The 25,998-nt window shown below is 60.8% G+C and carries 27 protein-coding genes and 2 pseudogenes; 20 read left to right on the top strand and 9 right to left on the bottom strand.

Translation table 11 applies throughout. The annotated features are described in order from the left end of the window. Positions 1–27: 27 nt before the first annotated feature. The 10 genes from NKJ72_RS19030 to NKJ72_RS18985 all read left to right on the top strand — a co-directional run bounded on the left by NKJ72_RS19030 (position 28) and on the right by NKJ72_RS18985 (position 9,387). On the top strand, positions 28–195 hold the full coding sequence (locus tag NKJ72_RS19030) for a hypothetical protein (RefSeq protein ID WP_254817283.1): 168 nt from the start codon (positions 28–30) through the stop codon (positions 193–195). A gap of 262 nt (positions 196–457) precedes the next feature. Beyond that, entirely contained in the window at positions 458–682 is a 225-nt protein-coding gene (locus tag NKJ72_RS19025; RefSeq protein WP_254817282.1) for a hypothetical protein, read from the top strand. A 184-nt stretch (positions 683–866) separates the two neighbouring features. Then, positions 867–1,052, top strand: a complete 186-nt coding sequence (locus NKJ72_RS19020; RefSeq protein WP_502894267.1) for a DUF6894 family protein — start codon at positions 867–869, stop codon at positions 1,050–1,052. 427 nt (positions 1,053–1,479) lie between these two features. Next, the gene (locus NKJ72_RS19015) at positions 1,480–2,022 is read left to right on the top strand and encodes a class I SAM-dependent methyltransferase (protein WP_254817280.1); all 543 of its coding nucleotides are present in this window, start codon (positions 1,480–1,482) and stop codon (positions 2,020–2,022) included. 311 nt (positions 2,023–2,333) lie between these two features. Beyond that, a complete protein-coding gene (locus tag NKJ72_RS19010) occupies positions 2,334–4,046 on the top strand; it encodes an ABC transporter ATP-binding protein (RefSeq protein ID WP_254817279.1) in 1,713 nt (570 codons plus the stop codon). A gap of 6 nt (positions 4,047–4,052) precedes the next feature. Then, on the top strand, positions 4,053–5,234 hold the full coding sequence (locus NKJ72_RS19005; RefSeq protein ID WP_352478895.1) for a glycosyltransferase family 9 protein: 1,182 nt from the start codon (positions 4,053–4,055) through the stop codon (positions 5,232–5,234). A 9-nt stretch (positions 5,235–5,243) separates the two neighbouring features. Further along, positions 5,244–6,428: a glycosyltransferase family 9 protein gene (locus NKJ72_RS19000; protein ID WP_352478894.1), complete on the top strand. Its 1,185-nt coding sequence runs from the start codon at positions 5,244–5,246 to the stop codon at positions 6,426–6,428. Beyond that, positions 6,418–7,596, top strand: a complete 1,179-nt coding sequence (locus NKJ72_RS18995) for a glycosyltransferase family 9 protein (RefSeq protein WP_352478893.1) — start codon at positions 6,418–6,420, stop codon at positions 7,594–7,596. The genes NKJ72_RS19000 and NKJ72_RS18995 overlap by 11 nt, the downstream gene beginning before the upstream one ends. A 301-nt stretch (positions 7,597–7,897) precedes the next feature. Continuing rightward, a complete protein-coding gene (locus tag NKJ72_RS18990; RefSeq protein ID WP_352478892.1) occupies positions 7,898–8,677 on the top strand; it encodes a sulfotransferase domain-containing protein in 780 nt (259 codons plus the stop codon). 14 nt (positions 8,678–8,691) lie between these two features. Beyond that, complete coding sequence (locus NKJ72_RS18985) at positions 8,692–9,387, top strand: sulfotransferase family protein (protein WP_352478891.1); 696 nt, start codon at positions 8,692–8,694, stop codon at positions 9,385–9,387. A gap of 29 nt (positions 9,388–9,416) precedes the next feature. Here the strand turns inward: NKJ72_RS18985 and NKJ72_RS18980 are convergent, their stop codons facing one another. Beyond that, entirely contained in the window at positions 9,417–10,397 is a 981-nt protein-coding gene (locus NKJ72_RS18980; protein WP_352478890.1) for a glycosyltransferase family 2 protein, read from the bottom strand. Between the two features lie 225 nt (positions 10,398–10,622). On the opposite strand from NKJ72_RS18980, the gene NKJ72_RS18975 reads away from it, so the two are divergent. From NKJ72_RS18975 to NKJ72_RS18960, 4 genes are all read left to right on the top strand, one after another. Beyond that, positions 10,623–11,786 carry a glycosyltransferase family 4 protein gene (locus tag NKJ72_RS18975; protein ID WP_352478889.1) on the top strand — a complete coding sequence of 388 codons (1,164 nt, stop codon included), beginning with the start codon at positions 10,623–10,625 and terminating at the stop codon, positions 11,784–11,786. 113 nt (positions 11,787–11,899) lie between these two features. Further along, the gene (locus NKJ72_RS18970; protein WP_352478888.1) at positions 11,900–12,673 is read left to right on the top strand and encodes a glycosyltransferase family 2 protein; all 774 of its coding nucleotides are present in this window, start codon (positions 11,900–11,902) and stop codon (positions 12,671–12,673) included. Between the two features lie 108 nt (positions 12,674–12,781). Continuing rightward, entirely contained in the window at positions 12,782–13,504 is a 723-nt protein-coding gene (locus tag NKJ72_RS18965) for a glycosyltransferase (RefSeq protein WP_254817270.1), read from the top strand. A gap of 227 nt (positions 13,505–13,731) precedes the next feature. Then, positions 13,732–14,769 carry a phosphatidylglycerol lysyltransferase domain-containing protein gene (locus NKJ72_RS18960; protein ID WP_352478887.1) on the top strand — a complete coding sequence of 346 codons (1,038 nt, stop codon included), beginning with the start codon at positions 13,732–13,734 and terminating at the stop codon, positions 14,767–14,769. 546 nt (positions 14,770–15,315) lie between these two features. Here the strand turns inward: NKJ72_RS18960 and NKJ72_RS18955 are convergent. Then, positions 15,316–15,596, bottom strand: a pseudogene (locus NKJ72_RS18955) (P-loop NTPase family protein); the annotation flags it as partial. 288 nt (positions 15,597–15,884) lie between these two features. On the opposite strand from NKJ72_RS18955, the gene dusA reads away from it, so the two are divergent. Next, entirely contained in the window at positions 15,885–16,877 is a 993-nt protein-coding gene (gene dusA, locus NKJ72_RS18945) for a tRNA dihydrouridine(20/20a) synthase DusA (protein WP_352478886.1), read from the top strand. A 6-nt stretch (positions 16,878–16,883) separates the two neighbouring features. Here the strand turns inward: dusA and NKJ72_RS18940 are convergent, their stop codons facing one another. Both NKJ72_RS18940 and NKJ72_RS18935 read right to left on the bottom strand, forming a co-directional pair. After that, complete coding sequence (locus tag NKJ72_RS18940) at positions 16,884–17,588, bottom strand: TIGR02281 family clan AA aspartic protease (protein ID WP_352478885.1); 705 nt, start codon at positions 17,586–17,588, stop codon at positions 16,884–16,886. Between the two features lie 13 nt (positions 17,589–17,601). Continuing rightward, entirely contained in the window at positions 17,602–17,835 is a 234-nt protein-coding gene (locus NKJ72_RS18935; RefSeq protein ID WP_031193575.1) for a DUF1289 domain-containing protein, read from the bottom strand. 174 nt (positions 17,836–18,009) lie between these two features. On the opposite strand from NKJ72_RS18935, the gene NKJ72_RS18930 reads away from it, so the two are divergent. Then, positions 18,010–19,008: a nicotinate-nucleotide--dimethylbenzimidazole phosphoribosyltransferase gene (locus NKJ72_RS18930; RefSeq protein ID WP_352478884.1), complete on the top strand. Its 999-nt coding sequence runs from the start codon at positions 18,010–18,012 to the stop codon at positions 19,006–19,008. Positions 19,009–19,012: 4 nt separating this feature from the next. On the opposite strand, the gene NKJ72_RS18925 is transcribed toward NKJ72_RS18930, so the two are convergent. After that, the gene (locus NKJ72_RS18925) at positions 19,013–20,527 is read right to left on the bottom strand and encodes a sensor histidine kinase (protein ID WP_352478883.1); all 1,515 of its coding nucleotides are present in this window, start codon (positions 20,525–20,527) and stop codon (positions 19,013–19,015) included. A 75-nt stretch (positions 20,528–20,602) separates the two neighbouring features. On the opposite strand from NKJ72_RS18925, the gene NKJ72_RS18920 reads away from it, so the two are divergent. The 4 genes from NKJ72_RS18920 (at position 20,603) to NKJ72_RS18905 (ending at position 23,198) form a co-directional block, all read left to right on the top strand. After that, positions 20,603–21,226 (top strand): thermonuclease family protein, encoded by a 624-nt coding sequence (locus NKJ72_RS18920; protein ID WP_352478882.1) that lies wholly within the window; start codon positions 20,603–20,605, stop codon positions 21,224–21,226. Between the two features lie 41 nt (positions 21,227–21,267). Further along, on the top strand, positions 21,268–21,879 hold the full coding sequence (locus tag NKJ72_RS18915; protein ID WP_352478881.1) for a glutathione S-transferase: 612 nt from the start codon (positions 21,268–21,270) through the stop codon (positions 21,877–21,879). A gap of 13 nt (positions 21,880–21,892) precedes the next feature. Then, on the top strand, positions 21,893–22,510 hold the full coding sequence (locus tag NKJ72_RS18910) for a uracil-DNA glycosylase family protein (protein ID WP_502901863.1): 618 nt from the start codon (positions 21,893–21,895) through the stop codon (positions 22,508–22,510). Between the two features lie 196 nt (positions 22,511–22,706). After that, the gene (locus NKJ72_RS18905; RefSeq protein WP_006333679.1) at positions 22,707–23,198 is read left to right on the top strand and encodes an Lrp/AsnC family transcriptional regulator; all 492 of its coding nucleotides are present in this window, start codon (positions 22,707–22,709) and stop codon (positions 23,196–23,198) included. Positions 23,199–23,209: 11 nt separating this feature from the next. Here the strand turns inward: NKJ72_RS18905 and NKJ72_RS18900 are convergent, their stop codons facing one another. From NKJ72_RS18900 to NKJ72_RS18885, 4 genes and pseudogenes are all read right to left on the bottom strand, one after another. Next, the gene (locus NKJ72_RS18900; RefSeq protein ID WP_352478880.1) at positions 23,210–23,782 is read right to left on the bottom strand and encodes a DUF3299 domain-containing protein; all 573 of its coding nucleotides are present in this window, start codon (positions 23,780–23,782) and stop codon (positions 23,210–23,212) included. Positions 23,783–23,850: 68 nt separating this feature from the next. Continuing rightward, positions 23,851–24,432, bottom strand: coding sequence for a GNAT family N-acetyltransferase (locus NKJ72_RS18895; RefSeq protein WP_352478879.1), 582 nt, complete (start codon positions 24,430–24,432; stop codon positions 23,851–23,853). Continuing rightward, positions 24,392–25,096 (bottom strand): DNA alkylation repair protein, encoded by a 705-nt coding sequence (locus NKJ72_RS18890; RefSeq protein WP_352478878.1) that lies wholly within the window; start codon positions 25,094–25,096, stop codon positions 24,392–24,394. Before NKJ72_RS18890 ends, NKJ72_RS18895 begins: the two co-directional genes overlap by 41 nt. A gap of 9 nt (positions 25,097–25,105) precedes the next feature. Further along, positions 25,106–25,981, bottom strand: a pseudogene (locus tag NKJ72_RS18885) (NAD(P)-dependent oxidoreductase); the annotation flags it as partial. Positions 25,982–25,998 lie beyond the last annotated feature (17 nt).

Below are 25,998 nucleotides of genomic sequence, written 5' to 3'. Positions count from 1 at the left end.
AGAGATGCACTTTTGGGGGAATAGATAATGTCGAAACGGCTTAGACTGGTCCTGGGAACTGCCGGCGCAATCGCCGTCGCCATCGTCTGGGGGATCGTCGCGACGCTGATGGGGGTGCCATCGATTCTGATCACCGTCGGAGCGGTCGCGATCGGCGCGGGCATCTACAGCTATCTCGATCGAAGCCGGATCTGATCCGGTACCCCGGCGACGCGGCATAGCCCAAAAATCCCACGGCCGCAGACTGACGGCGGCAATGCTCAGTGTACGAAAATTACCAACGACAGCGTTCTGTGGAACGAGTGGCCTCTCGAAGCTATTGTGTGACGGTCCGAGACCCCCGCCTCGGCCCATTGGCTCACCCAGCCGAGAGGTCCGCTGCTAGCCAACGGCAGCGGACCTTCACCCGGAGGACCGCCCCCGGAAGACGGACATTGTGCCGAATCGAGGGAGAACGATGGTCGTCGACGAGATTGCAGCGCGGCGCCTGAAAATTCTGATCGAGCAATATATCGAGACCAGGAAGAGGCGCCACGATGAGGTTTCTACCGCAGCGGCTGAGATCGCGATCATGGCAGTCATGCCGAATTGCCCGGTCTCCGGAAAAGCCCTGGACGACATGATTGCGGCATGTGCGTTCGAACATGGGCTGGGGGTGCTGTTCGATCGACCTGACGCATGAAGGCCTGAACGCCATGAATCCCGATGTCAAAATCGTACAGTGCTGTCCTGTACGTACGAATTCAACGCTGTTCCTGAGACCGCTCGCGACGACATAACCAACCAGCCGGAGCAGGCACGCCGAGATATTTTTTTCATTTCCGAAACAATGACGGCCGCTTGACGGAAGATTCGAGAGGCAGGAGGTGGATGGCCTGTCTGCCGCCCAGGACAACGCCATGGCTTCGGCCAAGGAAACCCTGGCCGAGGGTCTGCTCAGCGGCAGCCCAGTCCTGACAGGTCTTTCCTTCGAAATCTGCGAGGAGAACCGGAAGCTGCTTTTCCGATTTCCCTTCTCGGAAGCTGCCGAAAAGGCTGGCGCTCGACCTTGATCGCCCAAGACCCCGCAATGCGGGCGAGCTTTGATCGAGCCTGGCTGAAAAACCGCATCTCGCGGCAAGACGGTCGTTGGTGCAAATCAGCACCATAGGCAAATTAGTAGCATAGCTGCCGGCACAAAGCAAGAACAAACATGGCTTGCCTTGCCGAAAGGGCGTACGTTTCAGGAACTCGAGGGCAGGCCCGGGTGGGGGGCGCCAAGCGACATTGCGGTTTCCAACCGATGTGTCGATCTGTCGGGCTGGTGTTCGTCAGCTTCCCGAAACGTCTTCGCAGGATGCTGTGATCAGGAGTTCCTTTCTCCCGCGGTTACGTTTACAGGACGTTCTGGACAGTGTCGTTTGCGCGCCAGCAACTGGTCCGGGGCCAAGGCCCAGCGCACAGTCGTCCTCCGTCAAGGAAACCAGTCCGGCGCCGCTTTTGGAGAACAATGATTTGTGGTGGTCAAATAAGCAAAAGAGATTCAAGGGAACGTGGGACGACCGACTGGACGGCCTATTCTCAGCAGAGGTCGACTACGCCGGGAAGTCCATTCTCGATGTTGGCTGCAACATGGGTGTTGTCGCCTATGAGATATCCAAGCTAGGACCAAGTTCGATCCATGGGATCGACATTCTCAAGCCGCATATCGAGACGGCCAGGATGATCTTCCTGGGTTGTCCGGTTCAAAGCCGGTTCGATTGTCTCGATCTTGGCAGCCGGAAGCTGCAAAATGTTCTCCAACCGCAGTATGACATCGTCATGCTGCTGGCGGTCTACCATCACATGCAGTGGAGCCTCGGCGCGGACAAGGCGCGACGCGTGCTGTGCGATATCGCCAGGCGTGCTCAAACGATCGTTGCCCGCGTTCCTCCTGGCAAGGATAGAGAGATGATCGCGGTGCTTTCGGATGTGGGCTTTTCAATCAAAAGCAATCACACCTCGCCTCTTGGAAGCCATCTCATGGTCCTCGCGAAACACTGACCGGGCATAGCGCGGCCGACGGCGAATGGCGCAAGAGCCGCGTGGCTGGGTCCGCTATGCTCGTATGCGAGGAACCGACGGTCGTAAGCCGATGACGTGCAAGGATCCGGTTCGGCATTGACTGCGGTCGGGAACGAAGCCACAGACAGGTGATCGAAACCGTTTCGCGCTTCAAGACAACACGAAGACCGGACGGGATCGCAACGGGCGGCGACGAGATGATTGCAAAGAAACGAGTGTCAACGGGCCCAGCATATCCGCTGATCAAGCGTCTGATTGGCGAAAATCTGCCGCCGCACAAGATGCTGTATGTGACAGGTTTGCTGTGCTCGATCGCTGCTGCTGCGGCGACCGGGGCGGCGGCCTGGATCATGAAAGTCATGATCAACACCATCTATGTCGAGCGAGACGCTGCCGCTGTATCGGGTATCAGCGTCGTCATCATCGGCATTTTCCTGGTCAAGGGCATAGCTGCCTACTGCCAGACCATCACCACGGGCAAGATTCGCCGGGCTATCGTTTCAGACCTTCAAAACCGTCAATTTTCCCGAATGGTGTATTTCGACATCAGCCGTTTCGCGAACCAGCATCCGGCAAAATTTATCTCCAAGATCATGTTCAACGCGCGCGCCGGGGCGACCGTTATTCTCACCCTCACGAGCAGCGCCGTCTCTGATCTGCTGACCCTGATTGCCTTGGCCAGCGTCATGGTCAAGCAGGACCCGGTAATGTCGCTGATATCCGTGGCGGTTCTGCCGATGCTGTTCCTATCGGTCGGCGCGATAACCAGGAAGCTCAAGGCGCTGGCGAGGGGCGAGACGGAATTGGCCGCACAGGTCCAGTCGATCGGCACGGAAGCCGTCGAAGGCATCCGCACCATCAAGTCCTTCCAGCTCGAGGACAAGGCGGTTGCCAGCTTTGCAAAGGCCGTCCGCAAGATGGAAAGACGTGGCATCCAGATCAACCGGACGTCAGCATTGATGAGCCCATTGATGGAGACCGGCGGCGGCGTGATCATCGGGCTTTTCGTTATGTACGCCAGCTGGCAGACCCTCGGCAACGGCAAGACGCCCGGCGAATTCATGGCCTTCATTACCGCGTTCCTGCTTGCCTATGAGCCTGCCAAGCGGTTGGCCCGGGTCAACGTCGACATCCAGAAGCAAATGGTCGCCGTCGAGCAGATGTATGATTTGATCGACACGCCCGAGCAGCGGCGACTTGCAATCGCGGGCGAGCGCCTGGCCGATGTCGATGGTGGTATCCGCTTTGAAGATGTGGCCTTCTCCTATGACGGCAACAGCCCGGCGCTGGAGGGTGTTTCCTTCGACGTGCGACCTCGTGAGAAGCTGGCGATCGTCGGCCGCTCCGGCGCCGGCAAGACCACCATCGTCAATCTGATCCTGCGCCTGATGGAGCCGGACAAGGGCAGGATCCTGATCGACGGAAAGGACATTTCGAAGATCAGCCTGGCCGACGTTCGCGATAACATCGCACTGGTGTCACAGGACGTCTTCCTGTTCGAAGGCTCGATCCGCGACAACATTCGCGACGGCCGCCCGAACGCCACGGATCAGGAAATCGAGTCCGCTGCGAACCTCGCCCGGGTCACCAGCTTTGCTTCGGCGCTCGAAAACGGGCTCGACACGCTTGTCGGGCCGAGCGGCACCAATCTGTCGGGCGGGCAGAAACAGCGCGTCGCCATCGCACGCGCCCTGCTCAAGAATGCTGCGGTAATCGTCTATGATGAAGCGACATCGGCGCTTGACGGTGAAAACGAACGGGCAGTCATGGAGGCAGCCTTCGACAACACATTTCAGCGCACAGTGATCTGCATTGCGCACAGGCTGTCTACAATCAAGGCGGCCGATCGTATTCTCGTGTTTGACGCCGGACAGCTTGTCGATGCTGGAACGCATGACCAGCTTGCCAAGCACAGCGAGATATATCGTTCGATATTCCACCTGGAGACGCCCGATCCGATGGTCGAAAGCGGCAAAAAGCTGCGGCAGAGCGTATTGCGCTGAAGGCCGATGACCAGCTTTTATCACGGTTCCTATGTCCGGTATGTGATTGGTGGACTGGGCCTTCAGGTGCGCCGGTACAAAAAGGCGGTGCGCAGGTTGTTTTCCGGCCCCAAGCAGCCGCGGTCCATTCTTGAGCTGCAAGCCAAGGTTGAGGCCCTGATCGTTCGCAGGGACTGGAAAGGCCTTGAAGCCGGTACCAATGAGACAGCTGTCGCGGCCGATCATAATCGCGACCCGGAGCTGATGCAGAAGGCGGGCCAGGCATTCGAACGGCTTGGCAACTTTGCGCGGGCAGCTGAGCTTCGGCTTTCCGCTCGCCGGCTGCGGAAAGGGAAAAGCGCGAACGAGTGGACCGGCGAGAATCTCGGATCGGATACACTGCTGATCGACCTTGTGGAGGATGACCCGCGCAGCCTTGGCCGGGTTATCCGCCACGCGCGACTGGCCGGCGCTGCCGCTGCCTATGCGCAAAGCGCAACAATCCGGGTCGAGCCGCGCCTGGTACCAATTCTGCAGCGAACGTTCCCGAAGGCGACCGTGGTCCCGGCGCAGCGGGATGTGGTCGCCAACAAACGTGCGACTTTCGAAGATCTCGCCTGGGTGTTCGGACGCGATGCCGAAAAGCTTGCTGCCGACTTTGTGCCGCTGCGGGCAGATCCTGAACACGTCGAGACATTCCGTAAGCGCTATCGCTCGATGACGGATCTGCCGCTGGTCGGCCTCTCCTGGGGCAGCAAATCCCACACCAAGGACGTGCCTGATTTTCCTGAATGGGCACGGTTCATCGCCCAGACACAAGCGACATTCGTTTCGCTCCAGTACGGACAGATCAAGCCGGCTTTGCGGCGCCTTCGCGACGGCAATGACGCGCGTCTGATCTTTGACGACGGCGTCGACCAGATGGTCGACATGGACCGTTTCGCGGCACAGGTCGCCGCACTCGATGCTGTCGTGACGATCAGCAATACGGCAGCCCATCTTGCCGGAGCCCTTGGCGTGCCGACTGTTTTCCTGATCGACGATAATTTTCAGACGGCATGGCCGGTGACCGGCGACCGGACACCCTGGTATCCGAAGGGCATTGTCATTCGCAAGGAGGGGCGCACTTGGTCGCTGGTGCTCGACGAGGCCGGCCGGCGGCTCTCATCGATCCTGACGACGCTTTCCGACTCTGCCCGAGGACGATAGAACATCGCCGTGCAGAACAGACGAACCATCCTTCAGAAAGCAAGAACCGCCGATCTGCGCCCGCAGGGCGCCGGCGGCAAGCGGCTGCAGAAGGTTCTCGAGCGGGCAAAGGAACTTCTTAGACGTCCCTCGCGCCACGCCGACGAAAGTGCCGAAAGGCATATGAGGCTGATGGAGGAAAGCGTGCAGCGTGGTGACTGGCAAACTGCTCGCGACCATGCACTGGCGCTTGGCGCGCTTGGTGAGCAGCTTGGCGACCTCGGCCTGATCAAGAAAGCGGGGCGCGGACTGAGGCGTCTCGACGGAGGAAATCGCATCTGGCAGTTGATGGCGGCGAGCAAGCAGCGCGGCAGACCCGATTGGGATGGCAGTGATCTTGCGGGTCGCACGCTTCTAGTCGATCGTCGCGAAGGCGACCTGGCAATCTTTTTCCAGTTCGCGTCGCTGCTTGGTCCAGTCGTCGCGGCTGCCGGTCGATGCATCGTCTTCGTCGAGCCGCGACTGGCACCGCTTTATCGCAGAACATATCCTGCGCTCGATGTCAGGATTGAAGGGGAAGAGGACATGGCGGCAGTGGACGCCGATGTCGTTGCCGGTTTCGAGACACTCGCAAAGCATTTCTGGCCGGACGACCCGGCGGCACGCGCGCCCTTCGTTCCGTTGGAGCCGGACCGCCGACTGGTTGCCGAGCTGCGCGGCACCTATCTCGATGGCGGCCCAGGTCCCCTGATCGGATTTGCCTGGGGAAGCCTCAACAAGAGCAAGGATCTGCCGGCCCTGGACGACTGGCGGACGCTGTTCGCCAGCCTGCCGGGGCGCCTCGTCAGCTTGCAATATGGCGATGTCGGGCCGGCCCTCTCCGAGTTCGAGCGCCACGCGCCGGGCCGCATCATCCATGACGCTTCCGTCGATCAGTTGACGGACATGGACCGCTTTGCCGCCCAAATCGCGGCGCTCGACGCAGTGGTGACGATCAGCAATACCGGTGCCAATCTGGCCGGAGCGCTCGGCGTGCCGACGGTTGTCATGCTCGACGACGGGTTTCGACTGTCCTGGCCTGCCTTCGGCGAGACCGTCGCCGCATATCCGAGCGTTCGACTGGTCCGAAAAGGCGGCCGAGCCTGGGCGTCGGCAGTGCAGGAAGCAGGCGGACGCGTCATGCAGATCATCGGCGGAGCTGGCGATGGAAGGTAGCCTACTTCTCGGCCGGTTGCGCCGCGCTGTCGCGCTTGCAGGCTACAAATACAAGGTCTGGTTCCGACGTCACCGGCGGCAGCTCTTCCTTCGCTGGCGTGACGGCGACATTGCCGATCAGATGGCGGATTATCGGCGAAGCGTCGAGTCCCGCGATTGGCCGGCGGCACTGCCGAAAGCCCTGGCTCTTGGATCCATTGCGAAGTCGAGGGGCGAGGTCCACCTGATCGACGAGCTCAGCAAGGCGCTGATGCGGATGGGCGCCTATGGCGCAGCCGCCGAACTCAGGATTGCACGACGCCACATCGTCAACGGCCGCGTCGATGGCGAGTGGCTGGGCCAGGATATTTCTGGCCAGACACTGCTGATCGATCTGATGGAAACCGAAAAGCAGGGTCTGGCCACCGCGATCCATCATGCGAGCTCCGTCGGCTGTGCCCTGGCGCGCGCCGCCCGTTCGATCGTCCTCGTCGAGCGCCGCCTGGTACCGCTCTTTCAGCGCACTTTTCCGACTGCCGATGTGCGGCCGGTCGGCGCTGGCGGCAAGGCCGTCTATGCCGAGGCGCAGGCCTTCGCCGGCGTCCAGCATCTGACTGCCGTTTTCGAAACCGACGAGGCGACGATCCGCGAGCATTTCGTGCCCCTTAAGCCGGATCCGGCCCGGGTCGCTGAACTTCGCGCCCGCTACCGGAAGGAAGGACGACCGCTGGTCGGTATCGCATGGGGCAGCTCCAATCCCGGCAAGGACCTGCCGCCGTTGTCCGCCTGGTGTAACCTGATCGGCCGACCGGACCTCCGGTTCGTCTCGCTGCAATACGGTCAGATCGACACCGACCTGAAAGTTCTGACCAACGGTGAGCCGGAGCGCATTCTTCATGACAGATCGGTCGATCAACTCGTCGACATGGACCTTTTCGCCGCTCAGGTTGCCGCGATGGACGCCGTGGTGACCATCAGCAATACCGGAGCGCATCTGGCCGGCGCGCTCGGCATCCCCTCGGTTTTCATTCTGGGCGACGGCTTCAAGCGCTCCTGGCCGGTCGAGGGCGACCGCACGCCCTACTATCCATCGGCCGTGCTGGTCTCGAAACGGGAACGCCCCTGGTCCGTGGTGATGAGCGAGGCCGAGGCCATCCTGGCGCCATGGATCACAAAAGTGAGTGGCTAGTGCATGTCGTCCGAAAGCGCGTCACTGAATACGCATCGACGCGATCCGCATTAAGCGTTCGGCCGACGGATCGCTGAATGGAGCGCCCGTGTCGAACACTCGTCGCAACAGGCCAAAAAACATAAGGCATTCCGAACCGGGATATAGTAAAGGCCAATTCGCCCCGCAGAGGATCGCAATTCTTGCCGGCATTTCTGCCTTGTGTTCGAATCAGCCGTAGGCTTAGGCGCCCAGTAATGGGGTTGGTCTGGCCGGCAGCGGTTCGGGCGCCAGCTCTGATAATCTAAAGGAGGTCTCTCCCATGTCCTTTCTAAAATTTTTCCAGGCCAAAGCGCCGGCTCTTCCTCTTATCGTATCCTTTCCAAAATCAGGGCGCACGTGGCTGCGTGTCATGCTGGACGATCTCGGGGTTGAAGTTCAATACATTCACGACGGAACCGACCACAAGTTACTTCGACCAAAATCGAGCCTCAAGGAGAATAAATCTCGATACAAGAAGAGAAGAACAATAATGCTTGTTCGCGACCCAAGAGATACGGTGGTCTCAGGGTACTTTCAGGTTCAGAAGCGCCACATGCTTCCAGCCGGATCGTTCAGTGATTTTATCAGAAGCGACAATCATGGGATTGAAAAGATCATCAGGTTCAATCTGCAATGGTTCGCAGCCATGCCCCGGATGCGCGAAATCCGGTATCTTCAATATGAAGATATGCATCGGGATACGGCTGGTGTCCTTCGCGCGATCCTTGGATTCCTGAACCAGCAGGCTGACGATCAGACGCTTGTCGACGTGGCGAACAACCGAACCTTCGACAAGATGAAAGTGAGTGAATCGACCGGTGATCTGTCCGATCGATACGGCAAGATATTACAGCCGCGCGATGCGAATGATCCCGAAAGCTTCAAGGTGCGCAAGGGTAAGATAGGCGGTTACGGCGAATATCTTTCCGAGAACGACGTGGCCTATTGTAACGAGCAGTTGGCCAAGTTCGAATATTGGGAGAAGCTGGACAAGGTCTTTAGCACGAACGGCTTGTGCTATGCTCGCGTCGATAACCGCGCCCGGGTCGCCTTGGGTTAGGGGGCATTGCCGACATGGTGATGCGGACCGGATTCATTTGCGGCTGCGGCCATAGCGGGACGACGTTGATTGCAACGATCCTTGCGTCGCATCCTGACGTCTACCTGCCGCTCCAGGAAACCAACATTTTCTTCAAGTGGACGCCACTGGCCGTGTTCCGCTTCTGGAAACTGAAGCGGGCGGCGCGCGAGGCTGGAAAGAACGTGCTGCTTGAAAAGACACCGCGGCATATCCGCCGTGTGGCCCGCATCCGCCGGCTCGTACCCGGCGCGCGTTTCATCATGCCGGTGCGAGATGGGCGCGACGTCGTGGCGTCGCTGACCAAACGACTTGACGACCCAAAGGAGGCTCTCGACCGCTGGATCAACGATAATGCGCTGGTTCTCGCGGAACGGGGAAAGCCGGATGTGCTGATCTATCGCTATGAGGATCTGGTCGAGAATCCGGCCAAAGTCGTCGAGCAGATATGCGGCTTTCTTGATGTGACCTTCAGCCCGGATCTCCTCGACTACCACAAGAACCCGCAGCAATGGTTCAAGCCGACCGACGCCAGCGTCGAGACGCCACACGAGGTGCTCCGGAACCAACAGGTCAATCAGCCAATCTATGACGGGAGCGGGAGATGGCGCTCCGAACTTGGAAACGCCGAGTTACAGGACCTGGTACAAGGACGAGGTGCCCAGCTCATGAAAGCGTTCGGTTATGCATGATGTTGGTTCGGCATCTGCTGGAGTGCCGTCTACCAATCAATTTTGTCGATCAAACCCGTTTGGAACAGGCTGTGAGCGCCTTCGTACAGCATTGACTGTTCGCTCATCGCGCTGAGAGCGGCTTTACTGCTCGATACCTCATGATACTGGCGATATTTGGAAGCGCCGTTCCAATACTGACCTTCCGCCACCGCGACCTGCGCCTTGTCGTTGAAATCGGCGAAGAACTTGAAATGAAGCAGGCCGGCCAATCCCTTTATATAGTTTCGCCAGTAGGGCAGCGGTGCGTGAATCGACGTAAAAATCGTCTGGCGATCAATATATATCAGAGGAAACTTGGTCAACTTGTGCTGCCTGGCGAAAAGCCGGGTCCTCGGGCCGCCTGTGATCTTCAGATGCCGGGGGCTCCTCGTCACCTCATAGCCGCTGCCGTCGAAATGGTCCGCAACCTGCCATGGCGGCACGATGGGATCGAAGGGTACGTCCCAGATGTTTCCGCTCGGATACATGTCGATCATCGGCGCCAGCAGGCGTGTCATTCCGCGCCGCTTGAGCCAGGCGGCCATCGCGCCGAGCGGATTCTGATCCATGCCGTCATAGACAAGATATTCGTCCGCATCGACGGTCAGATACCAGCGAGGCTGACCATAAATCTGCACAAGACGCTGCCGCCAAAGGTTTCCCAGGTCCGACTGAGAATAGGTGAGCGGCGAGCTGAATAGATCGACATCTGGCTGCTCGGCCAGAAGCTCAGCTGTTCCGTCGGTCGAGCGATCATCAAGGACGGCGAATCTGGTGACGCCGAGCTCGCGATAGTGCTTCAGGAACGGGCGTAGCCTGTCCGCCTCGTTGCGGATGACGAGGATCAAAGGCAGGTCATTCACTTTAAGAGGCGTTATCGGCCGCAGCGATGACACTTCTGCCCGCCTTCCGAAGGCGTGTCTCAGCCGATATATGGCGGTGTCGGTAATCGTCCGGCGGACAATGGCGGGCCAGGTTGCTTTGCTCAAGCCGTCGATTCCCCCTCATAGCGGTCACTACCCGGCTGGAGCTGGCGCTGATCCGCTGTTTGCTGTTAATTTCTACATGCAGCACCGTCAGGCAAATCGCAAGCAGTCGCGGACAATGGACACAGGCCTGTTCTGAGTTCCGCGACTGAGCTTTCCAACTGTTGCCGATGCGCGCTGGCCTCTATAGACATCGTTAGATGGCAACAAGGCCGGAGCCCCGACCCCATGCACGCCGGCATTCGTGGCATCGAAAATCAATTCGACAGGCCGATCCTGTTCGTGCGCCAGCGTTATGCGCCCTTTGGGGGCGGCGAGATCATGCTGGAAAACATCATGGCCGCATTTGCCGCGCGTCAGCGGCCGGTGGCCGTGCTCTCGGGTGACTGGCCGCGCTATGAAGGCGTAGAATTCATCCATTGCGCCGGCCGCCGCTTTCCGCGTTCGCTGCGGGCGGCGTCCTTTGCTCAAGCCGCCTGCCGCAAGATCGCCGAGATGCCACCGGCGCTGGTGCAGAGCAACGATCGCCTCCCGTGCTGCGATGTTTTCCGGGCCGGGGAGGGCGTTCATGCCGCCTATCTTGCCGAACGGCGGCGTTTCGAGACGCGGCTCGGCAGGGCGGCAATGGCGCTGAGCCCCTTTCACCGCCAGACGCTGCGCCTCGAGCGCGCAACCTATGCCAGTCCACGGCTCAAAGCTGTGATAGCGATTTCGAAGATGGTCGCCGAGGACATTGTCCGTCACTATGATTATCCGGCCGAAAATGTGCACCATATTCCCAACGGGGTGGATCTCGACCGCTTCAATCCGCAACTGCGCCAACAGCATCGGGCCGCGGTCCGCGCGCAGCTCGACGTCGACGAAAACAGGCCGGTCGTCCTGTTTGTCGGCTCGGGCTTTGCGCGAAAAGGACTGCTTGCACTGATGAAGGCTGTCGCCAGGCTCGATGGCGAGCCGGAATTGTGGGTCATCGGCCATGATTCGCGCGCCAACGCCTTCAGGCAGGCCGGTAACAGGCTCGGTCTCGGCGCACGGCTCAAGATGCTGGGGCCGCAGAAAGACATGCTGCCGTGGTACGGCGCGGCCGAGATTGCCGTGCTGCCTTCCATCTATGATCCTTTCGGCACAGTGGTCATCGAAGCGATGGCCAGCGGCTTGCCCGCCGTGGTAAGCACCGGCTGTGGAGCGCGCGAGCTTGTCGAGCGGTTCGAGCCGACGCTCGTTTGCGATGCGGCCAGCGAACGTGACCTCGCAGCAGCGCTCGCCCACGCGCTGCAGTTGGCGTCACGACCTGAAACCGGAACCCGGGTGAGAGCGGCGGCCGAACACTATGATTTCAATGTCATGATCAAGCGAATGATGGCGTTGTATGAAAGCCTTGATCTGAAATGATTTTCGACTTTGTTGAATTAGGTTAGTACCCTCAATGTGCTAACGGGCCGGGAGCCGATGCTGCAGATGCATTCGAATGACAGTGGCAGCTTTGATGCCGGAACCTTCTGACCGTGCCGGCGCTCTCGGTCATTATCATCACCCGCAACGAGGAGGCGTCCATCGCGCGCTGCCTTCGCTCGGTGGATTTTGCAGACGAAATCATCGTTCTCGACAATGACAGCAGCGACAGCACCAGGGAGATTGCCGGTGACTTGGGGGCCAAGGTTTTGATGACCCTTGATTGGCCCGGTTTCGGCGCGCAAAAAAACCGTGCGCTGGCCGCGACAACGGGCGATTGGATCCTCTCGCTGGATGCCGATGAGTGGGTGGAGGCGCCGCTCGGCACGGAAATCAGGGCCGCAATCGCCGACCCAAAAGCCTATGACGGCTTCGAAATACCGAGAAGATCGCGCTTTTGCGGGCACATTGTCCGCCATAGTGGCTGGTCGCCCGATCTGGTGCTCAGGCTCTTCCGTCGCCGCTCCGGGCGCTTCAGCGACGACACCGTGCACGAGAAAGTAGTGTTGAACGGAAAGGTCGGGCGATTGTCCCAGCCGATCGAGCACGACTCGATCACCGACCTGGCAGATGCCCACGACAAGATCGGCCGGTACGCAGAAGCATCCGCCGCGCAGCTGCTTGCCGAGGGCAAAAAAAGCTCGATAGGCAAGGCAGTTTTGCGTTCCGTCTGGGCCTATGTGCGCAGCTATATTTTCCGGCTGGGATTTCTGGACGGTTCCATTGGTGCGATGGTGGCTGCGTATTCGGCCAGCTACACCTATCAGAAATGGGCGCGTGTCGCATTGGGAATGCGAGGCCAGGTCCACCCAAAAAAGCAAGGCTGAGGCCAGGACAAATCTGTGAGAAACCGGCTCGGTTGACCGCAATTGTTGCCGAGCCATCGCCAACTAGTTAGTGTACGACCGTTAAAATCGAAAGCCAGGGTAGTGAATATGACTGATGCGTTTAGGGTATTTATCGGATGGGACAGCCGTGAGCCGATCGCGTACGACGTCGCGCGACACTCGCTGCTCAAACATGCGTCGGCGCCTGTCTCCGTCATTCCGATCAAACAAGACGAGATGCGTGCCCGCAGGCTGTATTGGCGGGAAAAAGATCCACTCGCCTCGACGGAGTTCACCTACACGCGCTTCCTCACGCCTTTTCTCGCCGACTACACGGGTTGGGCCCTGTTTTGTGATTGCGATTTTCTGTGGCTTGGTGACGTCGCAGGCCTGCTGAAATATACGGACTCGGACAAGGCGGTCTATTGCGTCCAGCATGACTATACGCCGAAGGCCACAACCAAGATGGATGGCGTGGTCCAGACATCCTATCCTCGGAAAAACTGGTCGTCGCTGATGCTGTTCAATTGCGCGCATCCTTCGGTCAAATCGCTCACGCCAGAGGTCGTGAATCAGGAAAGTGGCGCCTATCTTCACCGAATGCAGTGGGTTGCCGACAAAGATTTGGGTTCATTGCCGGTAGAGTGGAATTGGCTCGAAGGCTGGAACGAAAAGCCTGCTGTCGGCACACCTAAGGCGGTCCACTATACGAGCGGCGGCCCGTGGTTTGCCGAGTGGCAGAATGTCGACTATGCCGACTTGTGGATAGCAGAACGCGACGAGTTCCTGGCTTCCGATCAGGCAGAATCTTCTCAGAGCGCAGTTCGATAAGAGCATCGTGTTTGGCTGGTGACCTGGGCGCTTCCGAATTGGCATCGGCGTCGGCAACAACGCGTGGTGCCGCCTCGGGGCGGGACCGGGGCAGATTGCGCCTAGGAATCTGGCGGTTCCGGCTGGGGAAGCATGACGCGCTGAGATAAGGATCAGCCCGCGGCAATATGATCGGTTTGGGGTCCGTCAGCTCTTTCATCGGCCTAGCTGGCACGCGAAAGTCGACCATGTCGTCACTGCGAAGACGCCTCGATCGTTTCCTGGAAAACCGCGGGCCTAAAATACCGCGGCTGCGGCTGAACCATGTCGAGCGCCTGGCGCTGGTCCGTCGCCATGGTGATTTTTCCCTTGCCTATTCGACCGCCGTGCAGAAGGGGCTTCACTACTTCGGCGATGCCCAGGGCTACATCGCTTACGGAACCAAAACGCGACATCACTTCGCGCTCGGTGATCCAATGGCTGCCCCGGCCGATCGGCGCGACTATATCGAACGTTTCATCGAGGTTGCCGGCAGCCCGTGGTTCGTGCAGATCGGCGAACAGACGGCGCACGTGCTTGCCGGACTTGGCTATCAGGTCAACCGCCTCGGCGTCGACACCAGGCTTGTCCTGCCCGGCCACGACTTTTCCGGAAAGCGTAATGAGACAGTGCGTTATTCCGAACGCTGGCTCTTGAGGAAGGGGTTTTCCTTCGCGGAGGACAATGGGACCGTCTTCCTCGACGAGATTGCCAGGCTCTCCCAGAATTGGCGGGCCGACCGCATCGTCAAGCGCTGGGAGATGAGGTTTCTCAACAGGCCTTTTGCCGATCACCTTGGCGTCGATATGCGCCGTTTCGTCCTGCACGGTCCGGATGGAGAACTCGTGGCCTTGCTGGATTTCGATCCGCTGTTCAGCGACGGCAAGGTCATCGGCTACACCACCTCGTTCAAGCGCAAGCACATCGATGCCTCGGCGCATGCCGAGATCGGCCTGACCAAATTCGCGGTCGACCGCTTTCGCGACGAAGGTGTTTCCGTGGTCACCCTCGGCCTGTCGCCGCTTGTCGAAACCGGACCTAGCGGGTTTGCCGAAAGCGATTTCTGGCGGCGCGCCTTCCAGCGTGCCTATGACTCGCCGTGGGTCAATCGCACCCGCTTCAACCTGCAGGGGCAGGCGGCCTTCAAGCGCCGGTTCCATGGTGTCGAAGAACCGACCTATCTCGCCTTTCGCAAAGGGACCTTTTTCGAAGCGCTTTCTTTGCTCCGGCTGATCAGGGCCGTCTAGTGCCTGGAGATGAGGGCTCGTCGTGTCCCAGCATGGTCGACCTCACACCGGCCAGGCTTGGTTGTTTAGGTGGGAAAGGAAAGCCGTGTCGGGAAGCAAAAGACCGGCTGCGAAGCGCCGGCCTATTCTGCTGCGTCCCCCAGTCCCGCCGGCTACTTTTGGCAGCCCGAGAACGGCTCCGCATCAGCGCGCGCCAAGGGGCGGATTCACGGTTGCTGCTGCGTACCGCCAGGAATAACGAGAGTACCTTGGCCCGGCCTTGAGTATCTGAAGCCTACGAAGAACAAAGCAACGATGATCAAACAAATGACAATGACCGCGACGACGCTGCCAGGATGGTGTCCGGTATCTGGCGGTTGGACCATTGCCTCCCCGTATGGCTATCGCCGCTGACCTTCTTCATCTTCCAACCGAGCATGACGACTGTCAATGGATACAGGAGCTACCCCCGCCATCCAATCAGCGGCCGGTAGTGTCGAACACGTTACGCGCTTGCCGACCGAAGCTGATGATGGACCGAACCGCAGCTTGCTCCCAAGCACGCTTGCGGCGGATTTCGCCCTGGATTTCCTCGCGCAGCTTCTTGTCGAGCGCCGACAATGGCTCGTCCATCGGCGTCCGGCCGGCGGCGAACCCGCAGCGGAAAAGCGGTCGCCGACATGCTGGCCCTGGTGCGGCTCGAAAGCTTCGCCGGGCGCCGTGTAGCGCTGGAAGACCATGCCGATGTTGCGCTTGTACGAAGGCACTGCAAGCAGTGATTTTCCTTCCAGCAAGACATCGCCGGAAGTCGGGTCCTGAAAGCCGGCGATCACCGAAATCATGGATGCAATCCGGTCGCGCAAGCCGGACGGGGCGGCGGCGGCGCGGCGGCATGTCGAATCCGCGTGGCAGATCGCCCGCAACACGCATCGCTTTGGCTGACTGGTATGCCCCCGGCGGTGCATCGTTCCACGGCAGGCATCTAACTGGTGCGTACGGTGACATTGTGACATGCCAATTTGCTTTCAGTTGCGGCGGCAAAATCGTATATCGGGTTAGTTAGGTGTGTATCTCTTGCCAAATTGCTCTGTCATTCGAACGGAGTATCGGACGGACTGAGACAGAGAACTAGTAAAATGAATATGTTACGCCACAAAGTTGCCGTGGCGCCCATGATGGACTGGACGGACCGGCACTGCCGGTTCTTCCATCGCCAGCTGACGCGCGAGGCGCTGCTCTACACCGAGATGGTGGTGGCCGATGCGGTCATCCACGGCGCACGCGAGCGGCTGCTTGGCTTCGACGACAGCGAACATCCGGTGGCGCTGCAACTCGGCGGCGCCGATCCGGGAAAGCTGGCCGAGGCGGCGCGCATCGGCGAAGCCTTCGGCTATGATGAAATCAACCTCAATGTCGGCTGCCCGTCCGACCGCGTCCAGTCGGGCACCTTCGGAGCCTGCCTGATGAAGGCGCCTGTGCTCGTCGCAGATTGCGTTGCGGCGATGAAGGCGGCGGTGAAAATACCGGTTACCGTCAAGTGCCGCATCGGCGTCGATGAGCAGGATCCGGAACCGGCGCTCGATGCGTTGGCCGACGGTGTTTTCGCGGCCGGCGCCGACGCGCTGTGGGTGCACGCCCGCAAGGCCTGGCTGGAAGGACTGAGCCCAAAGGAAAATCGTGACATCCCCCCGCTCGACTATGACCGCGTCTATCGGCTGAAAGCCAGAAAACAAAACAAATTCATCGGCATCAACGGCGGCATTCAATCTCTCGCAGAGGCGCTGACGCATCTCGACCATGTCGATGGCGCCATGCTCGGCCGCGCCGCCTATCACACGCCAGGGATACTGACCGGCATCGATGCCGCGTTTTACGGCAGCACAGCTGAGTCGTTCGATTTTGCCGCGCTGATCGATGCCATGGCGGATTACGCGTCACGCCATATCGAGCAGGGCGGACGCCTCGGGCATGTCACCCGGCACATGGTCGGGCTGTTTCACGGCCTGCCCGGTGCACGCCGCTACCGGCAGATCCTCTCCACCGAGGCGACACGGCCGGGTGCCGGACCGGAGGTGCTGAAGTCAGCCTTCGCCGAGGTCGATTTCGGCAGGACCGCAGAGGCGGCCTGAGCAAATTCAATCCCGCAAGATCATGCGGTCGCCGCGCACGTCGAAGCCCGATAGCGAGCTAATGAAATTCATGCCGAGCAGGCTCTGACCGAGGGTGCCGGGTGCGGCGATCATGATGGGCATGTCCTTGCGCACGATGCCGCCGATCGACAGTTCGTCGCTTCGCACCGACGCTGCGCGCGTCATGCCGTTGGCGGTCGAGATCGGGATGGTGAAGTGGAGAGCCGCCGAATTGAACCCGGCCGCCAGAGCGTCCTCGGCGGTCAGCACTGTGCTGGTCGCGCCGGTATCGACAACCGTCAGGATCGGCGTGCCGTTGATCGTGACGCGCGCTTCGAAATGGCCGCTGCCGGCCTTGTCCAGGGTGACGGTGGCATGGCCTTCTTCCACGCCCAGCGCCAGCGGACTGCCGGGAACAAGGCCGGCGGTGACGCGGCTGGCGAAATCCTGCAACTCATAGCGGTACTGATAGCCGGCGATCAGCGCCAGCACGATGGCGCCCCAGGCGCCGAGGCTGCGGGCCATGGTGCCCAACGGCCTGCCCGATCTGAGCAGGCCGGCGCCGACGAGTGCCGCTAAAGCGCCAAGCCAGATCAACTGGCTGAAATCGTAATTCTCAATGCCGAATGTACTGCCGGCGGAATCGTTGAGCATGAGCAGGAGTACACCCGCCCCGATCGCGACGATCAGAATCCACAGCAGTCGGTTCATCTCTGCGGCCGGTTCACGAGAGGGCGTCGCGTTCGCGTGCCATGCGGCTGCGACGCGTTTCCCGGCGGGGGCGTCGCTCGACCGTTTCCAGCCTTGCCGGCAGCTCGGCCATCACGCTGCGGCGGGTTTGCGGGGTCATGTCGATCCAGGCTGCGATTTCCTCGCGCGTGCGCCCGCAACCGAAACAGAAGCCGGTTTTCATGTCGATCGAGCAGACCAGGATGCACGGGGATTCAATGGCCGTCATAAGGATTTCCTTGGGCTAGCCTCCACATGGTGCAACGACAAAGTCAATGCAAGCCCTCCGGGATGCGCCGCCAACGGGTGCGTTCGCGTCAATACCTCGAAGTTGTGCCAAGGTTGTGCCGGCCCGCCAAGGCGGCTATGCCGCTCCCCAATTCACAGGATGATTGCCATCGACATGACCAGCGCACTGCCTTTCGACGATTTTCGCGACCTCCTGGTGAGCCTGCCGCCGGCAGATATGGTTGCGAACACCCGCGTTCGCCAGTTGTTTGCCAAGGCAGACAAGCCCGAAGACTCGCTTGGCCGTATCGAGGACATCGCCGCCTGGCTCGCCGGCTGGAGCGGTCGCGCGCCGCCGGTGGTGACGCGACCATTGGTGGCGATCTTTGCCGGCAATCATGGCGTCACCCGCCACGGCATTTCGCCGCGCCCCGCCGCCGCTACGGCAAATGCAGTCGAGCTCTGCGCCGCCGGCGGTGCAGCGATCAACCAGATCTGCATCGCCAACGATCTCGGCTTGAAGGTGTTCGATCTGGCTCTGCACATTCCGACAGCCGACATCACCGAGGATGCGGCACTGGACGAGCGCGGTTGCGCCGCCACCATGGCCTTCGGCATGGAGGCGATTGCCGGCGGCACCGACCTGCTTTGCCTTGGCGACCTCGGCGTTGGCAATTCGACTGTCGCCGCGGCCCTTTGCACCGCACTGTTCGGCGGCACCGGCGCCGACTGGGTCGGCCCCGGATCAGGGGCCGACGCAGCGATGCAAAGGCGCAAGGCGGAGGTGGTCGATGCCGCGGTCGCGTTTCACGGCGCGAGCCTCAAGGACCCGCTGGAAGCGCTGCGCCGGGTCGGTGGACGGGAATTCGCAGCGATCTGCGGCGCCATTCTGGCGGCGCGGATGCAGAAGATCCCGGTGCTGCTCGACGGGTTTGCGGTGACTGCGGCCGCTGGCGTCCTACATACCGCCAACCCCGCCGCGCTCGATCACTGTCTCCTCGCAAGCCTGTCGCCGGAGCCTGGCCATGCCAAGGCCGCCGAGCGCCTCGGCCTTCGCCCGCTGCTCGATCTGGGCGTCAGTCAAGGCGAGGGGGTAGGAGCGGCGCTTGCCGCCGGCCTGGTCAAGGCGGGCGCGCTGACCAGCTCCGGCATGGCAGCCGCGGTCGGCGGTTAAGCATTCAGCGCCGGCGCGAAGCAACCGCCTTGGTCGGCAGCGCCGGCAGCTCCTCCATCACCCGGCTCAGCGGGAAGATGGCGATCGCCTCGGTCCCTTCGCGCAGCCTGGAATGGAGCTGGAATTCACCGCCATGCATGGCCAGCAGGCCTTGCACGATCGGCAGGCCAAGCCCTGTACCCTGTTCGGCGCTCTTGATGGCGATCGAGCCCTGGCCGAAGGCCGAGAGCACGATCGGAATCTCGTCTTCCGGTATGCCCGGCCCATTGTCCTTGACGGAGAGATATTGCCCGCCGCCCGCCGTCCAGCCGACGCGCACGCGGATTTCGCCGCCGGTCGCGGTGAACTTGATGGCGTTGGACAAGAGGTTGAGCACAATCTGCCGCACCGCGCGTTCGTCGGCAAACAGGCGCGGCAAGGCGTTTTCGAAATCCTGGACGATGCGGATGTCCTTGTTGCGCGCCTTCAACTCCATCATGTGGCAGCAATCCTCGACGACGGAAAGCAGCATCATCGGCTCCTCATTGAGCTGATAACGGCCCGCTTCGATACGCGACAGGTCGAGGATTTCGTTGATCAGGTCGAGCAGATGCTGTCCGGAGTCGTGCACGTCACGGGCATAGTCGCGGTATGTCGGGTTGCTCATCGGGCCGAGCACCTCGTTGGCCATCACTTCGGAAAAGCCGAGAATGGCGTTGAGCGGCGTGCGCAATTCGTGGCTCATCGAGGCCAGGAAACGCGATTTCGCCAGATTGGCGTCTTCCGCCCGCCGCCGTGCCTCGTCCGACATCGATTTCGCCGTCTCCAGTTCGGCGATCAGCGCATCCTTTTCGGAGCGGAACGAAAACAGCATCAGCGAGGAACGGTTGAGCTGGCGCGCCACATAGGCGAAGAACGGCAGCGACGAGATCAGCAACCCGGCCATGATCACTTCGACCGGCATCCATAATTTTGCACTGGCATAGGCATAGATGGCGACCGGAAGCGCGAAGGTCGCCAACAGCGCACCGCGAAGGGACGATGCCAGGATCGCGGTTGCCGACATGGCGAGCAGCAGCACCACCGCCTTGGCGACCTGGAACTGATCGATTTGGCAAGCTTCGCAGCCAAGCCATGCGAACCAGGCCCAGCCAAGCCCGCAAAGAAAATGGCCGATCAGGAAATCCCTGTGCGTCTCCAGCGGGTTGAGCTCGGACGCTTGCGTGACGCGTCTGGCCATGAACGCAACGATGGTATAGCAGATGAATGTGAACAGCGCCCAGACGCCGATCTCCTTGCCGAGGCCCGCGAACAAGCCTGCCGCGGCCGTTGCCAGAACGAGCAGCGGGATAACGATCACGCCGCCGGTCATCGAAAGCGCGTGGAGCTTCAACAGCTCGCGGTCGAAGTCGGGATTTCCGGCTTGCTGCGAAAGACGGTCGCGCGTCTTGCGCACCGCGCGCGCGACATCGCTGTTGCGATGGCGTTTCCTGCGGTCCACAATAAACTTGTCCGCCGTGGTCGAGCGTTGCAGGGGCATGAAGTCTTCAATTTACGCGGGCAGCAATTTCAAATCGTTAAGCTACGTTCGAATGATTAACCAACGGTTTGCCATATGAGCCGTTCGTGGTCGCGATGGCCGCGCCAGCGATACTATGCGCCGCGTCCGCGAACCCTGGGGCGCCGACTGATGGACTATGGGCTGACACTCATCGTGCTCGGCCTGCTGATCCTCCTGGCGGCGCGCCTCGACCGGGTGGAGACGCGCAAGACGGAGGGCGCGGCCACCGTCAATGACGGCGATAGCATCACGCTCGGCAGCGAGCGCATCCGCATGCGTGGCATCGATGCGCCGGAATATTCGCAAATCTGCCGCAGGGACGGTGCCGACTATCCTTGCGGCAAGCTCGCGCGGCAATCCCTGGTTCGGTTGATAGCCGGCAAAGCGGTCTCCTGCAGCGGCTGGCAGCGCGACCGCTACGGCAGGCTGCTCGGCGACTGCAAGGCCGGCGGCAAGGATCTCAACCGCGCACAGGTCGAGGCCGGCTGGGCGGTCGCCTTTGGCGATTTCGAGACCGAGGAAGCTGCTGCGCGCGCGGACAAAGCCGGCATCTGGGGCGGAACTTTCGACGAGCCGAAGAACTGGCGCGAGAGCCACGGCCATGAGCTGGTCGAAAGAAAGCACGGCACCTTGGCGTCGATCGGCGATGCCCTGCGTGAAATTTTTCGCTTCTGGTGAGTTGTGCTTATAGTTCGTCGGGACGGACGAGGAGGATGGAGATGAAGCTGTTCGACGGCGGGCGCGCGCCCAATCCACGTCGGGTTCGGATTTTTCTGGCCGAAAAGGGACTTCAGGTTCCGCTGATGCCCGTCGACATGGGCGCGCTGGAGCACAAAGAGCAGCCGGTCAGCTCGCGCAATCCGCTGAAGCGTCTGCCGGTGCTCGAGCTCGATGACGGCACCATCATCACCGAATCCGTCGCAATCTGTCGTTACTTCGAGGAACTGCACCCCGAGCCGGCTTTGTTCGGGCATGGGGCGCTCGGCAAGGCAATCGTCGAGATGTGGCAAAGACGTCTGGAGTTCAATTTGTTCGGCTGCGTCGCCGCGGCCTTCCGGCACATCCACCCCGCAATGAGGGAATGGGAGATCCCGCAAATCCCCGAATGGGGCGAGGCCAACAAGCCGAAGGCGGTCGAATTCCTGAGATTTCTGGACACTGAGCTCGCCGGCAGGGAATTCGTCGCCGGCGATGCCTATTCGATCGCTGACATCACCGGGCTGGTCGCCATCGATTTCATGAAGCCGGCTCGCATCAAGGTACCCGAAGAGTGCACCAACGTGCTGCGCTGGCATCGGGAAATCTCCAGCCGGCCGAGTGCCGCCGCCTGATAACGAGTCCCAAATGAGCGAACAGTTGGAAGCCCTGGCGGCGAGGGTGCGTGCCTGCCGCATCTGCGTCGATAAGCCAGCCGGCAGGCCGTTGCCGCACCAGCCGCGTCCGGTGCTCCGGCCATCGTCGAGCGCCCGCATCCTGATCGCCAGCCAGGCGCCGGGTACCAAGGTCCACATCACAGGAATGCCGTTCACCGACGCCTCCGGCGACCGGCTGCGAAGCTGGCTGGGCGTCGGCAGCGAGGAATTCTATGATACGGACAAGTTTGCCATCGTGCCGATGGGTTTTTGCTTTCCCGGTCAGGACGCCAAGGGCGCCGACCTGCCGCCGCGCCGCGAATGTGCGCCGGCCTGGCGCGCATTGCTGATGGCGCTGATGCCGCAAGTCGATCTGGTACTGACGATCGGCATCTACGCCCAAAGCTGGCATATGGGCGCGGCGCGCCGTCCCTCGCTGACAGAAACAGTCATGGACTGGCGCGCCATCTGTGCAGCGTCGACTGACCCGAAGATCGTGCCGCTGCCGCACCCGTCCTGGCGCAACACCGGCTGGCTGAAGCGCAATCCCTGGTTTGAAATGGATTTGCTGCCCTTTCTGAGATCGGAAATCCGCTATCGCCTCGGCTAAGCGTTCAGCAAGAAATCACTCGCTTTTGCGCTATTAAACAGAATTTCTTTCTTGTAATAGGCTTGAACAAGAGGGAATATGGTAATCTATTCCTCGAAGCGCGTCGCATGACGGGACGCGCGTTAAATTCTTGTTTTCATGCATGTCGTTGTGCCAAAGCCGCGCATTTTGACGATTTGCGTCAGGGGAGCACCCAATGGACCGCCTCGATAGAAAAATTCTCCGCCTCCTGCAGGAGGATGCGACGCTTGCAGTCGCCGACGTCGCCAAGAAGGTCGGCCTGTCGACGACGCCGTGCTGGCGGCGCATCCAGAAGCTCGAAGAAGAGGGCGTCATCAAGCGGCGCGTTGCCATCCTCGATCATGAAAAGGTCAATGTGCGGGTGACGGTGTTCGTCTCGATCCGCACCAATTCGCACAGCCATGAATGGCTGCGGCGCTTTTCGGAGGTCATCCAGGAATTCCCGGAAGTGGTCGAATTCTACCGCATGAGCGGCGACGTCGACTATCTCTTGCGCGTCGTGGTGCCCGACATCGCCGCCTACGACGCCTTCTATAAGCGGCTGATCGCCAAGATCGAGATCCGCGACGTGTCGTCTTCCTTTGCCATGGAGCAGATCAAATACACGACCGAGATGCCGCTGGATTACATGGTGCTCGACAAGGAGTCCGGCGCCAACGCCGCCTGAGATTTTTCTGCTTAGTTTTTCTTTTTGTTGAGGAAAGTCCAGGGCGAGTTGACCGGCAGCGTGATCGTGTCCGGCACGGTGCCGACGTCGACCACCTCGGCCTTGCGCACAGCGTAGCCCGACTGGATGACACTTACACCGTCAAGGATAAAAAGCTGACTCTTCTCCATGCCGGGCTGCAAGGCGCCGGTCACCGAAACCGGCTGGTAGGCCTCAGACATCCGGTAGGGTTGGGCAGGCGTAACGAGGACGATCTGGTTGGGCGGCGGCGTCGGCATATGGCTGCAGGCCCCCGTCCAGGGCACCAGCAGGAATTGGTAGACGAGATCACCGTCGCGATCGACCGGCAGTGCATAGCCCGCGAGTTGTACGGTCTTGTCCTGCAAGTTGAGTGACAGCGTTTCGCCATGATCCGGCATTTTGGCCGCGATCATCGGCAGCCCGACGCTTTCGGCGGCTGCCTGGCTCGCCGGGCGCAGATCCTTCCAGAAAATATGCATCGTCCCGGCGCAAGCGTTGCCTGCGACAACAGAGGCGAACACTGCGGCTGCCAGCGTCGCGCCTGACTTGAGACGGTTTTTCATTCCTGCTCCACTGCTGAGCCTTGATCTGCGGCCTATGCCAGCAAGTAAAGCTGCCGCTGTCGCCAAGGTCAACGTTCAAGCCGCATGACATGCCGGCGCGAGCCGGTCATGCCGATCTCGCGAAAGCCGCGGGCGACGAACATGTCGCGAAAACCCATGAAGCTGTAGCTCGGCGATGCCTGGTCGACCGGATAAGCCTCGATCGTCGTGGCACCTTTGGCAAAGACGTGATCGATGGCTGCATCAAGCAATGCGCTTGCCAGCCCGCCGCCGCGCAACGCTCTCGGCACAAAGAAGCAGACGATCGACCAGATCCCGGCCTCGCGGTCGTCCTGCTGCCGTGACAACTTGCGGTAGGTCTGGCGCGGCGCGACCAAGCACCAGCCGACGGTCCGGCCATCGAACTGGGCGACAATGCCGACCGGTGTGCCGGCGTCGATCAGCGCCATCATCGCGCGTTTCTTCTCGTCGTTCTCGACATGCTCGCGGCGGTCGAGATTGCGCCAAGCCATACACCAGCAGTATTTCGGCCCGCCGGGTTGCTCGAACAGGTTTTCGAAATCGGCGCGCGTCGATTGCGTCACCTCCGTGAAGCGCACTTCGCTCAGGTCAAGCTTTTCTGGCGGCGAGCCGTTCGAGCGTCTTGGCATCGGAAAGTTCCTTCACGGCATCCTTGCCGATCCAGCGAGCAGTCCTGTCTGTCGAGGCCGCCAGTTTTAGCGCCACGGCAAGGGCATGGCCGTGCAAATTCATCGATCGCTTGCCGATCGAACGAAGCGCCCAGTTCACGGCCTTCTTCACAAAATTGCGGCCGTCGGTCGCATGCGCTTCGATGATCGGCAGGAATTCGAGGAAGGTCGTCTCGGGTTCCTTCTTCCGGTGGACCACCGACCAGGCCATCATCGCAAAAGCCGTGCGTCGAACAAATTCCCGTTCGTCGACCGCGAATTCGGCGATCAATTCCTTCCAGCAATCCGTATCGACAAAGAGATCGGAGACCCCGTCGACGATATCCCACGAGTCGAAAGTCGCCGCCCATCGTCTTGCATCCGCGGCGGAGAACCGCTCCGGATCGGCTGTCACGGAAGCGATGAACTGCGCCTCCATGATGCCTGTCTGCCAAAGCTCAAAGGCACGCTCATGGTTGCGCTTGATTTTCTTGGCAATCTGCCGCTGCACGCCATGCGAGATACCGAGCGCACGTTCGATCTTGATGCCGTAGCGCAGCATGCCAAGTCGATTTTCCTCCGAGGCGATCGAGCGCAGATGAGCGACAATTTCATCGGCGCTGGATTGAGGCGAAAGCTCGGCCACGGCGAAATCCTATTTCTCCAGCCGCGCCAGCAGCGAGGACGTGTCCCAGCGCTTGCCGCCCATCGCCTGCACGTCCTTGTAGAACTGGTCGACGAGTGCCGTCACCGGCAGTTTGGCGCCGTTGCGGTCGGCCTCGGCGAGGCAGATGCCAAGATCCTTGCGCATCCAGTCGACGGCGAAGCCGAAATCATATTTGCCGGCATTCATCGTCTTGTGCCGGTTCTCCATCTGCCAGGAACCGGCCGCACCCTTGGAAATCACCTCGATGACCTTTTCGATGTCGAGCCCAGCCTTCTTGCCGAAATGAATGCCCTCGGCCAGGCCCTGAACGAGGCCGGCGATGCAGATTTGGTTGATCATCTTGGTGAGCTGGCCAGCCCCGGCCGGTCCCATCAATCCGACCATGCGGGCATAAGCATCTATGACAGGCTTCGCCCTGTCGAAGGCGTCGGGCTCGCCGCCGACCATCACGGTCAGCATGCCGTTCTCGGCGCCTGCCTGACCGCCGGAGACCGGGGCGTCGAGGAACGAACAGCCGAGCGCTTGCGCCTGCTGCGCCAGTTCGCGCGCGACCTCGGCCGATGCGGTGGTGTTGTCGATGAAGATGGCGCCTTTCATCATGGAATTGAAGGCGCCTCCGGCGTCGGTCGTCACCGAGCGCAGGTCGTCGTCATTGCCGACGCAGGAAAAGACGAAATCCTTGCCCTCGGCCGCCTCGGCTGGCGTCGCGGCGAGGCTGCCGCCATACTGGGCAACCCACTGCTCGGCCTTCGCCCTGGTGCGGTTGTAGACGGTGACGTCGTGACCACCCTTATTCTTGAGATGCCCGGCCATCGGATGGCCCATGACGCCAAGACCGAGAAATGCCACCGAAGCCATGTTTTCGAATCCCTTAGAAGCCT

The organism is Mesorhizobium sp. M0045 (genome assembly GCF_040323385.1).
GTDB lineage: Bacteria > Pseudomonadota > Alphaproteobacteria > Rhizobiales > Rhizobiaceae > Mesorhizobium.
The sequence above is the reverse complement of the archived record's forward strand: the minus strand, read 5'-3'. Positions and strand labels throughout refer to the sequence as shown.

Coding starts and splice junctions, on each gene's coding strand:
- NKJ72_RS18985 (WP_352478891.1), top strand. CDS start 8,692: ATGGTGATGCGGACCGGATTCATTTGCGGCTGCGGCCATAGCGGGACG.
- NKJ72_RS18930 (WP_352478884.1), top strand. CDS start 18,010: ATGACCAGCGCACTGCCTTTCGACGATTTTCGCGACCTCCTGGTGAGC.
- NKJ72_RS18920 (WP_352478882.1), top strand. CDS start 20,603: ATGAGCCGTTCGTGGTCGCGATGGCCGCGCCAGCGATACTATGCGCCG.
- NKJ72_RS18895 (WP_352478879.1), bottom strand. CDS start 24,432: ATGCCAAGACGCTCGAACGGCTCGCCGCCAGAAAAGCTTGACCTGAGC.
- NKJ72_RS18965 (WP_254817270.1), top strand. CDS start 12,782: ATGACTGATGCGTTTAGGGTATTTATCGGATGGGACAGCCGTGAGCCG.
- NKJ72_RS19025 (WP_254817282.1), top strand. CDS start 458: ATGGTCGTCGACGAGATTGCAGCGCGGCGCCTGAAAATTCTGATCGAG.
- NKJ72_RS18940 (WP_352478885.1), bottom strand. CDS start 17,588: ATGAACCGACTGCTGTGGATTCTGATCGTCGCGATCGGGGCGGGTGTA.
- NKJ72_RS18910 (WP_502901863.1), top strand. CDS start 21,893: ATGAGCGAACAGTTGGAAGCCCTGGCGGCGAGGGTGCGTGCCTGCCGC.
- NKJ72_RS19030 (WP_254817283.1), top strand. CDS start 28: ATGTCGAAACGGCTTAGACTGGTCCTGGGAACTGCCGGCGCAATCGCC.
- dusA (WP_352478886.1), top strand. CDS start 15,885: ATGAATATGTTACGCCACAAAGTTGCCGTGGCGCCCATGATGGACTGG.
- NKJ72_RS18975 (WP_352478889.1), top strand. CDS start 10,623: ATGCACGCCGGCATTCGTGGCATCGAAAATCAATTCGACAGGCCGATC.
- NKJ72_RS18995 (WP_352478893.1), top strand. CDS start 6,418: ATGGAAGGTAGCCTACTTCTCGGCCGGTTGCGCCGCGCTGTCGCGCTT.
- NKJ72_RS18990 (WP_352478892.1), top strand. CDS start 7,898: ATGTCCTTTCTAAAATTTTTCCAGGCCAAAGCGCCGGCTCTTCCTCTT.
- NKJ72_RS18960 (WP_352478887.1), top strand. CDS start 13,732: ATGTCGTCACTGCGAAGACGCCTCGATCGTTTCCTGGAAAACCGCGGG.
- NKJ72_RS18935 (WP_031193575.1), bottom strand. CDS start 17,835: ATGACGGCCATTGAATCCCCGTGCATCCTGGTCTGCTCGATCGACATG.
- NKJ72_RS18925 (WP_352478883.1), bottom strand. CDS start 20,527: ATGCCCCTGCAACGCTCGACCACGGCGGACAAGTTTATTGTGGACCGC.
- NKJ72_RS18915 (WP_352478881.1), top strand. CDS start 21,268: ATGAAGCTGTTCGACGGCGGGCGCGCGCCCAATCCACGTCGGGTTCGG.
- NKJ72_RS19005 (WP_352478895.1), top strand. CDS start 4,053: ATGACCAGCTTTTATCACGGTTCCTATGTCCGGTATGTGATTGGTGGA.
- NKJ72_RS18900 (WP_352478880.1), bottom strand. CDS start 23,782: ATGAAAAACCGTCTCAAGTCAGGCGCGACGCTGGCAGCCGCAGTGTTC.
- NKJ72_RS18905 (WP_006333679.1), top strand. CDS start 22,707: ATGGACCGCCTCGATAGAAAAATTCTCCGCCTCCTGCAGGAGGATGCG.